Origin of the sequence: Pyxidicoccus fallax, from assembly GCF_012933655.1 — a bacterium.
GTDB lineage: Bacteria > Myxococcota > Myxococcia > Myxococcales > Myxococcaceae > Myxococcus > Myxococcus fallax.
Map to the genome: position 1 here is coordinate 1 of NZ_JABBJJ010000424.1, position 9,425 is coordinate 9,425.

Consider the following 9,425-nt stretch of genomic DNA (forward strand, 5'->3'; position numbering starts at 1 on the left):
GGCTGGGGAGGGGGCACGGGACGGGCCTCGGCCTGCTTGGACGGGGCCTGTGCACCCTCCCGCACCTCACGACTCGCCACCGGAGGGGACATCAGCTCGGCGAGGCGCTTCTCGAGCTGCTCGACGGCATAGTGCGCCGGTCGCAGGTCCAGGAACCCGGGGGCGAAGCGGAAGTTGACGGGACTCGTCCGCTGCTGCTTGCCGGTGACGAGCGACATGGTGACGGACACCATCCCGTCGTCCATGGCCGCCTCGGCGTAGATGATGGCACCCCCACGCCCGAGCGCGGCCAGGCACTCCGTCGTCGCCTTGGGCGCACACGACGCCTTCAGCGGCACGGGGCCCCGCAGGATGAACGTCCCGCGCCGCCGGTCACTGGAGCGGACCCCGGACGCGATGAGCCCTTCCACGTCGGAGAGGACCTTGGGGTCGAGTTTTCCCTGGGCGGGATGGAGGCCGACCACGATCTGCGCGCGGGCAATTCCAGGCAACGCGAGGATCGCCGCCAGCACGAACAACCGCACGAATCGCGCACGCAGCATCGATTCACGAGACTATTCCAGGTGTGTCGTATTGTAAACATACGGTAAAAATCCACCCAGGATGGTCTATCTCGGGTCGGAAATGACTCCCACCCGAAGTGCGTGGTGGCGTGCCTTTCCGTGTGGGGGAGGGAGCGCGGAAGGGGAATGCGGGACTCCGGACCCACCCCGGCGTCCGTGCAGTAGGACTGGCGATTTCGCGGCGCGGCATGTATTCGTTGACTCCCGAGTCAACGAGCAGTCCGAGTCACGAGGAATCGCATGGAATTCCAGCTCACCGAGTCGCAGCGCGCACTGCAGGAGACCGCCCGCAAGTACGCCCGCGAGGTCATCCGTCCCAAGGCCGCGCACTACGACGAGACGGCCACCTTCCCCAGGGATTTGCTTTCCACCGCGTGGGAGCTGGGTCTGCTGAACATGGCCATCCCCGCCGAGTACGGCGGCGTGGGCCTGTCCCACCTGGAGCAGGTCATCGTCGGGGAGGAGCTGAGCTGGGGCTGCGCCGGCGTGGCGACGTCCATCATCGCCAACGACCTGGCCAACCTGCCCATCATCCTCCATGGCACGGAGGAGCAGAAGAAGCGCCTGCTGGGCCACTTCTCGGAGCGGCTGAAGTTCTCGTCCTTCTGCCTGACCGAGCCCGAGGCGGGCAGCGACGTGGCCAGCATGCAGACCACCGCGGTGCGCGATGGTGACCACTACGTCATCAACGGCGCCAAGTGCTTCATCACCAACGGTGGCCAGGCCGAGCAGTACACGGTGTTCGCCACGGTGGACAAGGCGAAGAAGCACAAGGGCATCACCTGCTTCGTGGTGGAGGGCCGTCCCAAGGGCCTCACCGCCAGCAAGCACGAGAACAAGATGGGCCAGCGCGCCAGCGAGACGGTGTCGCTGACCTTCGAGGACGTGCGCGTCCCGGTCGCCAACCGCATCGGCGAGGAGGGCCAGGGCTTCGCCGTCGCCATGGCCACCCTGGACAACAGCCGTCCGCTCACCGCCATGTTCTCCGTGGGCATCGCCCGCGCCGCGCTCGAGTACTCCATGGAGTACGCCAGCCAGCGCAAGACGTTCGGCAAGCCCATCATCGAGCACCAGGCCATCCAGTTCATGATCGCCGACATGGCCATGAACACCCACGCCGCGCGCATGCTCACCTACGAGAGCGCCTGGCTGTTGGACGAGGGCAAGCGCAACACCCTCCAGTCCAGCTATGCCAAGTGCTTCGCCGCGGACATGGCCATGAAGGTCGCCACCGACGCGGTGCAGGTCTACGGCGGCTACGGCTACATCAAGGACTACCCCGTGGAGAAGCTGATGCGCGACGCCAAGCTCATCCAGGTCTACGAGGGAACCAGCCAGGTCCAGCGGCTCGTCATCGCGCGGGAACTGTTCAAGTAGAAAAGTAGAACTGTGTCCGGCGGCCGTTTCCCATTGCCGCCGTGACACGCGGATGCCTATTAACCCGGACTGCTCGCGCGACGCGTCAATGCGGCGCGCGCGGACTGTTTTCCAGCCTTCAACTGCCTCCTCGGCAAGGAGAAGCATCGCCGTGAAGATCCTCGTCACCGCCAAGCGCGTGGAAGACCCTGAGTCGAAGATCAAGGTGAAGCCGGATGGCTCGGGCATCGTTCAGGAGGGGCTCAAGTACAAGATCAACCCCTTCGACGAGATTGGCGTCGAAGAGGGCCTGCGCCTCGTGGCGAAGCACCAGGGCGAAGTCGTGGTGGTGTCCATCGGTGGCAAGGAGGTGCAGGAGCAGCTCCGGCACGCCCTCGCCATGGGCGCGCACCGCGCGGTGTGGGTGAACCACACCGGCCCCCTGGACCAGCTCGCCATCGCCGGCCTGCTCCAGAAGGTCGCGGAGAAGGAGAAGCCGGACCTCGTCATCCTCGGCAAGCAGTCCATCGACGATGACCAGAACCAGGTGGGCCAGTACCTCGCCGAGTTCCTCGGCTGGGGCCAGGCCACCTTCGCCTCCAAGGTCGAGTCGCTGGAGAGCGAGCAGGAGAAGAACAAGGTGCCCGCCATCGTCGTCGGCGCCGACGGCAAGACGGTGCGCGTGATTCGCGAGGTCGACAACGGGCTGGCCACCCTGGAGTGCCAGCTGCCGGCCGTCGTCACCACCGACCTGCGCCTCAACCAGCCGCGCTACGCCAGCCTCCCCGGCATCATGAAGGCCAAGAGCAAGCCCATTGAGGAGCTGACGCCGGCCAAGCTGGGCGTGGACGTCACGCCGTCCATCCAGGTGCTGAAGATGTCGGCGCCCCCGGCGCGCAAGGCGGGCATCAAGGTGCCGGACGTGCCGGCGCTGGTGGAGAAGCTGCACAACGAGGCGAAGGTCGTCTGAGCGGCCTGTCCGCTTCCTCCTTCTTCGGAACGAACCTTTAAGAGAGATACGGAGCCACTCAGATGCCAATCGTTCTCATCGTCGCCGAGCAGCAGCCGGACGGGAACCTCCGCAAGGCCACCCTCAACGCCATCGGCGCGGGCAAGCAGCTCGCCGAGAAGGCCGGCGCGGAGCTGCACATCGCGCTGGTGGGCAAGGACCCCGCGAAGGTCGCGGATGAGCTCAAGGGCTACGGCGCCAAGGCCGTGCACGTGGGCGCCGCGCCCGAGCTGGAGCACTACCTCGCCGAGACGTACGCCCCCGCGCTGGCCGGCCTGGCGCAGGAGCTGAAGGCGGACTACGTGGGCATGGCCTCCACGGCGCAGGGCAAGGACCTGATGCCGCGCCTGGCCGCGCGCCTGAAGGCCGCCATGGCCACCGACGTCATGGGCTTCAACGGCGGCGGCGCGGACGTGACGTTCAGCCGCCCCATGTGGGCCGGCAACGTCTTCGCCGAGGTGAAGCTCACCACGCCGGTGAAGGTGTTCACCCTGCGCGCCACCGAGTTCCCCGCCGCCCAGGGCGGCCAGGGCGCCGCCGAGGTGAAGGCCTTCACCCCGAAGGTCGAGGCCTCCAAGACGAAGTTCGTCGACTTCAAGGAAGTGAAGAGCGCCCGCCCCGAGCTGACCGAGGCGCGCGTGGTGGTCTCCGGCGGTCGCGGCACCAAGGGCGACTTCAAGGAGATCGAGGGCCTGGCGGATGACCTCGGCGCCGCGGTGGGCGCGTCCCGCGCGGTGTGCGACGCGGGCTGGGTGCCCAATGACTTGCAGGTCGGCCAGACGGGCAAGGTGGTGGCCCCGCAGCTCTACATCGCGGCCGGCATCAGCGGCGCCATCCAGCACCTGGCGGGCATGAAGAGCTCGAAGACCATCGTCGCCATCAACAAGGACCCCGAGGCCCCCATCTTCCAGGTGGCGGACTACGGCATCGTCGCGGACCTCTTCAAGGTGCTGCCCGAGCTGCGCTCGGAGCTGGCCAAGCTGAAGTAGTCCCGAAGGTCCACCGGTAGCGCCTTCGAGGGGCGGCACGTGGGGCACTCCCCGCGAGCCGCCCCTTCGCTTTCTTCCGGCGGGGGCCTACAGCTCGATGTCGCTCTCACGGCCTGGTGGGGCGTCCTCCTCGGCCTCGCCCTCGCCGCGCCCGGGAGGCTCGGCCCCGAAGGGCGGCTCGGGAGGGACGGGGGGCTCGGGAGGCTCTGGCGGCGTGGGGATGGCCCCGGGCGCGTCGTCGCGCAGGTCGATGCGGGTGCCGTCCTCCAGCTCCACGTCGAGGGTGCGGTAGTGCCACTGCCCGTCCTCGCCCTCCGCGTCCACGTGCAGCGTGCCGTCCGCCTGGGGCCCATCCAGGGGGATGGAGAAGCGGGCCTGGGTCCGGCCGTTGTTGCTGCTGATGGAGGACTGGCGGGGCCAGCCGGAGTCGATGGGGGTGCCCAGCTCGCGCCGAACCTCCGCGTCCGAGGTCGCGATGGCCACCGCGTCCGTGTACGCCCCCACCTGCGTGAGCGACGAGAAGCCCACGGCGAGGGCGATGGCGCCCAGACAGCCACACGAGGCCACCGTGCCCAGGCAGCCCACGGGCACCACCCACTTCCAGTTGCGGCTCCACCAGCCTCGTTGGGCAGTCAACGAGCCCTCCGGCATCGTGTTCATGCACATCCTTCCTTGCCTGTCTGCGGCGGGCAGGCGTGGGGACCCCTCATACCGGGAGCGCGCAGGGCGGGGTAGAACCCGGTTGTAGGAACGTCGAGGGTTGGGTGTATGCCGCCGCGGAAGTCTCCCACCACCGAGGTGTTGCTGGACGTGCTCGAGGCGCTGCCGCCCGGGCAGCGGCTATGGGTGCGTGGCGCGGGGAAGAGCCTGTACCCGCTGTTGCGCGGCGGCGACGCGGTGCGCGTGCTGCGCTGCGGCCCCGGGGCGCTGTCCCGGGGGGACGTGGCGCTGATGCGGCAGGGCCGCCGGCTGGTGGCGCACGTGGTGGTGTCCACGGCGCCATGGGAGACGGCCTCGCTGGTGGGCGACGTGGACCCGCCGGGCGGGGTGACGCTGGGGCGGGTGGTGGCGGTGCGGCGCGGGGCGTGGGTGCTGCCGCTGCCCCGGCCCTTCCGGCCGGCGATGTGGATGACGCAACAAGCGCTGTCCGCGGCGTGGGCCCGGCCCGAGAGCCGGGTAGTCTTCCGTCGCGTGCGGGACTTCTTCTTCTCCGGCTGGTCACGGCCCCTGCGGCGCCGGCTCGTGGGGCCGCTGGACGTGCGGCTCTTGCGGACCGACGACCTGGACGCGCTGCTCGTCTTCGCGGGCGAGCGGCTCGTGGTGTCGCCCGGGTTCCTGCGCCGCCAGCTCCGCGAGCGGTGGGGACTGGCCGAGCCGGAGCGGCGAGGCGCCGCCGCGGGCGCCTTCGACGCGCAGGGGCGGATGCAGGGCTTCGCCTGGGTGGACTCGTACCGGCAGGAGGCGCTTCCGCTGGACGGCTTCTGGGTGCGCTCGCTGGTGGTGGCGCCGGGCGTGCGGCGCATGGGCGTGGCCACGCGGCTGCTTGGCTGCCTGATGGCCGAGGCCGCGCGTCAGGGCGAGCCGTGCGTGTACGCGGACATCGACGACGACAACACGGCCTCGCTGCGGACGTTCGGAGGGCTGGGCTTCCGGCCCGCCTCCGCGGAGCTCACCCGGCGCACCAACCAGGCCTGGGACGCGGCGGGGCGCACCAAGGCCCTGGTCGTCCTGGAGCGCGGGCTGCCGCCGTGACAGGGCGTGCGGTTGCATCGGGCGCCGACCTGGGCCAGAAGCACCCGCGTCTTGAGCACCTCGACTTCCGACACCATGGGTGGCGCCGAGCGCGCGCAGCGACTCCAGGCGGACGGCGCGCTGATTCTCATCACCCTGTTCTGGGGCATCACCTTCGTGGTGGTGAAGAGTGCCCTGGGTTATGGCGATCCGTTCTCGTTCCTCACGCTGCGCTTCTGCGTGGGCGCCCTGGTGCTGAGCGCGCTGGCGGGGCGGCAGGTGCTCCTGCCCCGCAACCTGCGGCACGGTGGATTGCTGGCCCTGTTCCTGTTCGGCGGCTTCGCGCTGCAGACGCTGGGGCTGAAGGATACGACGCCGTCGCGCGCGGCGTTCATCACCGGGATGAGCGTGGTCTTCGTTCCGCTGATGACGATGTTGCTCTTCAAGCGGGTGCCGAAGCCCACGTCGCTCCTGGGCGTGGTGCTAGCGGCGGTGGGGCTCTACTTCCTCACGCGGCCGGAGGCGGGCGCGGAGGGACAGGGGTTCGCCCGGGGTGACCTGCTGTCGCTGGGCGGCGCGGTGTCCTACGCGTGCCACATCACGCTGACGGAGCGCTACGCGCCGAAGGAGGGCGTGACGGGACTGGTGGCGGTGCAGCTGTGGGGCGTGGCGCTCCTGTCCGCGCTGTGCCTGCCCTTCGTGGAGCGCCGGGTGGAGTGGACGCCGTCCTTCGTGGGCGCGGTGCTCGTGTGCGGCGTGGTGGCCAGCGCGGTGGCCATCAGCGTTCAGACGTGGGGACAGGCGCGCACCACGGCGGTGCGGGCGGCGGTCATCTACTCCATGGAGCCGGTGTTCGCCTCGGTGTACTCGGTGGCGCTGGGCTACGAGGTGCTGGGCCCGCGCGAGTGGACGGGAGGCAGCCTCATCCTCCTGGGCGTGCTGGTGTCGGACGTGGGCGCGGCGGCCTGGGGCTGGTGGCGCGCGCGGGCCGGGGCCGCGTAGCGCCGGGGCCAGGGCCCCATGGCAGGCAGGACCCGTCAGGGCGGACGAGCGCGGAGCCCGTGCGGCGGGTCGGTTGCTCGCGGCATCGACGGAAGACGTGATGCCCGGCCTCCCCGCCGGGTGGGCCTGCCCACCAGCCGGGCGTGCGGGGCGCGGAAGTGAGGAGGGCCGGCGGCGTGCGGACGCGCTATATCCCGGGCCCTTCCCATGAGCGTGGAGCTGCGGCGAAACGGGATGCACCTGACGGGCACCCCCCTGTCCCTGGACGCGAAGCGCAAGTCGCCGCTTTGCTTCGTCAGCCATGGGCACTCGGACCACATCGCCCGGCACGAGCGCACCATCGCCACGGCGGCCACGCTGCGCTTCATGGCGCACCGGCTGGGGCCGGTGAGCGAGCCGCAGGCCGTGCCCTACCGCCAGCCCTTCGAGCTGGGCCCGCTGACGCTGGAGCTGCTGCCCGCGGGCCACATCCTCGGCAGCGCGCAGCTTCGCGCCACGCGCGCGGACGGGCGGCGCATCGTCTACACGGGGGACCTGAACGTCGCGCCGTCCCTCACCGCCGAGGCGACGGAGGTGGCCGAGTGCGACACGCTCGTCATCGAGTCCACGTTCGGCCATCCGCGCTACCGCTTCCCGCCGCGCGCGGAGGTGCTGGGGCAGGTGGAGGCGTGGGTGCGCCGGCAGCTGGAGCGCGGGGCGGTGCCGGTGCTGCTCGGCTACCCGCTGGGCAAGAGCCAGGAGGCGATGAAGTACCTCGCCGGCCGCGGCTTCCCGCTGGTGGCGCACGCGTCCATCTACGAGGTGGCCCGGCTGTACGCGGAGCTGGGCGTGCCGATTGAAAACCTGCGGCTCTACGAGGGGAAGGTGGAGCCGGGCGAGGTGCTCTTCATCCCGCCGCACCAGGCCCGGGGCGGGGCGCTGGCGCCGCTGTGGCCGAGGGCGACGGCGGTGCTGACGGGCTGGGCGGTGGACCCGGGCGCGGCGCGGCGGTACGGCGCGGACGTGGCGTTCCCGCTGTCGGACCACGCGGACTTCCCCTCGCTGCTGGCGTACGCGAAGTCCACCGGGGCGCGCGAGGTGATTACGTGCCACGGCTTCGCGGAGGAGCTGGCGCAGGCGCTGCGGGATGCCGGCGTGGATGCGCGCCCGCTCGGTGGGAAGCCGCAGCAACTCACGCTGCTATGAGGCACGGGCCGCGTTAGAAGGCGGGCCATGTCCCTCAAGCCCCAGCTCTCCGGGCGCGCCGTGCGCGTCCTCGTCTGCACCGAGCGGAAGACCTTCGTCACGCGCGAGCTGGCCGAGACGCGGGTGACGTTCGAGGGCATCGAGGGAGACCGGCACGCGGGGCTGACGCGGTCGGCGGACGTGCGCACGCCGTGGTTTCCCAAGGGCACGCCCATCCGCAACACGCGGCAGCTGTCGCTGGTGTCGAGCGAGGAGCTGGCCGAGGTGGCGGAGGCGCTCGGGATTCCGAAGGTGCTGGCGGCGTGGCTGGGAGCGAACCTGGAGCTGGCGGGAGTGCCCAGGTTGACGCACCTGCCGCCGGGCACGCGGCTGTTCTTCCCCGAGGACGCGGTGCTCGCGGTGGAAGGGGAGAACGAGCCCTGCCGGGGCCCGGGGCGCGTCATCGAGGCGCACCACCCGGACAAGGAGAAGCTGGCGAGCCGCTTCGTGAAGGCCGCGTGGCGGCGCCGGGGACTCGTGGCCTGGGTGGAGCGGCCCGGCCTCATCCGCGCGGGCGACGAGGTCCGGGTGATGGTGCCGAGGCCGGTGACGTACGTGCTGCCGGGAAAGCCCGCGTGAGAAGAGCGGGCCGCTTCAGTCCGCCGTCTGGTGGCTCGACAGCGACTCGATGACGATGGCCGCGAGCGCCTCCCGCGCGTCCGTCTTGCCCGGAATGCCTTCGATGTAGCGGCGCGCGGATTCGGGAAGGGGACGTCGACGCGTGGGCTCGTCATGGCCGTGTGCTGTGATGACGGGATGCGGCTCTCACCGGTAACAGCCTCCATGACGCGCGTCCTCCTGGCGACTGTCTGCCTCGTCCTGTCATGGGGGTGGTCGGGGTGTGCGACGACGCATGACGGCTCGGGTGGCACGGTGTGGGTGGGTAGGGGGCTTCCCGCCGGGATGGATGAAGACGCGCTGGAGCGGGCCTCGAGCGAGGAGTCCGCGCGTGCGGCGGCCCAGGTCTGGGCCGTGGCCGGTGGGGTGCACGAGGTGGAGGCGCGCCTCTCCTTCACGTACTGGGTGGAGCGGGGCGCGCTGACGCTGGTGGCGTATGAGGCCGCGGGGCGGGGTGGGCCCACCGGACGCCCGGTGGACGCGGACGCGACTCTCGACTCACTGCGGACCGTCTTCGAGGCCTATGCCCGGCGACGCAGCGGAGAGGTGCGGCTGGTGTTGCGGCGCCAGGAGTCGGGCTGGGCCGTGGATTACGAGTCAGGTTCTCCCGCCGGGCGCCCGCCGGAGGCGAAGTCGCTGCCCGTACGCTGGGAAGGCACATCGGCGTTGGCCCGCGAGTCCCCGGCGGAAGGGCTGGGCCGGCTGCTGCGGGCGGTGGATGTCCCCGCCGGAGGCTCTGCCCGGGTAGTGGCGGTGGCGACGCTGGAGGACGGGCGTGTGGAGGGTTGGGAACTCGCGCGCTTCCAGGTGACGCACCGGGGCGACGGGGGCGCGGCTCGTGGCGTGTCCGAGGCGGTGCGCGACGAGGCGGTGAAGGTACTTCAGCCCTTCGCGGAGGGCCTGGGGCCGCGCGCGGTGCGTGTGGAACTGGTG

10 protein-coding genes are annotated in these 9,425 nt (G+C 70.8%); 8 read left to right on the forward strand and 2 right to left on the reverse strand.

The annotated features are described in order from the left end of the window. Positions 1-542, reverse strand: a 542-nt coding sequence (locus tag HG543_RS47480; protein WP_169351589.1) for a hypothetical protein, incomplete at its 3' end; no start/stop codon positions are given. A 261-nt stretch (positions 543-803) separates the two neighbouring features. Here HG543_RS47480 and HG543_RS47485 point away from each other — a divergent pair. The 3 genes from HG543_RS47485 (at position 804) to HG543_RS47495 (ending at position 3,917) form a co-directional block, all read left to right on the forward strand. Next, positions 804-1,940, forward strand: a complete 1,137-nt coding sequence (locus HG543_RS47485; protein WP_169351590.1) for an acyl-CoA dehydrogenase family protein — start codon at positions 804-806, stop codon at positions 1,938-1,940. 151 nt (positions 1,941-2,091) lie between these two features. Further along, positions 2,092-2,889 carry an electron transfer flavoprotein subunit beta/FixA family protein gene (locus HG543_RS47490; protein ID WP_169351591.1) on the forward strand — a complete coding sequence of 266 codons (798 nt, stop codon included), beginning with the start codon at positions 2,092-2,094 and terminating at the stop codon, positions 2,887-2,889. Positions 2,890-2,951: 62 nt separating this feature from the next. After that, positions 2,952-3,917 carry an electron transfer flavoprotein subunit alpha/FixB family protein gene (locus tag HG543_RS47495; RefSeq protein WP_169351592.1) on the forward strand — a complete coding sequence of 322 codons (966 nt, stop codon included), beginning with the start codon at positions 2,952-2,954 and terminating at the stop codon, positions 3,915-3,917. 87 nt (positions 3,918-4,004) lie between these two features. On the opposite strand, the gene HG543_RS47500 is transcribed toward HG543_RS47495, so the two are convergent. Then, on the reverse strand, positions 4,005-4,577 hold the full coding sequence (locus tag HG543_RS47500) for a cytochrome c oxidase assembly factor Coa1 family protein (protein WP_169351593.1): 573 nt from the start codon (positions 4,575-4,577) through the stop codon (positions 4,005-4,007). Between the two features lie 108 nt (positions 4,578-4,685). On the opposite strand from HG543_RS47500, the gene HG543_RS47505 reads away from it, so the two are divergent. The 5 genes from HG543_RS47505 to HG543_RS47525 all read left to right on the forward strand — a co-directional run. Then, positions 4,686-5,669 (forward strand): GNAT family N-acetyltransferase, encoded by a 984-nt coding sequence (locus HG543_RS47505; RefSeq protein ID WP_211194663.1) that lies wholly within the window; start codon positions 4,686-4,688, stop codon positions 5,667-5,669. A gap of 51 nt (positions 5,670-5,720) precedes the next feature. Continuing rightward, entirely contained in the window at positions 5,721-6,650 is a 930-nt protein-coding gene (locus tag HG543_RS47510; RefSeq protein ID WP_246357818.1) for a DMT family transporter, read from the forward strand. A 207-nt stretch (positions 6,651-6,857) separates the two neighbouring features. After that, positions 6,858-7,835, forward strand: a complete 978-nt coding sequence (locus HG543_RS47515; protein ID WP_169351594.1) for an MBL fold metallo-hydrolase — start codon at positions 6,858-6,860, stop codon at positions 7,833-7,835. A gap of 27 nt (positions 7,836-7,862) precedes the next feature. Continuing rightward, positions 7,863-8,453: an MOSC domain-containing protein gene (locus tag HG543_RS47520; RefSeq protein ID WP_169351595.1), complete on the forward strand. Its 591-nt coding sequence runs from the start codon at positions 7,863-7,865 to the stop codon at positions 8,451-8,453. A gap of 204 nt (positions 8,454-8,657) precedes the next feature. Continuing rightward, the coding region (locus HG543_RS47525) for a hypothetical protein (protein ID WP_169351596.1) at positions 8,658-9,425 on the forward strand (768 nt) is incomplete at its 3' end.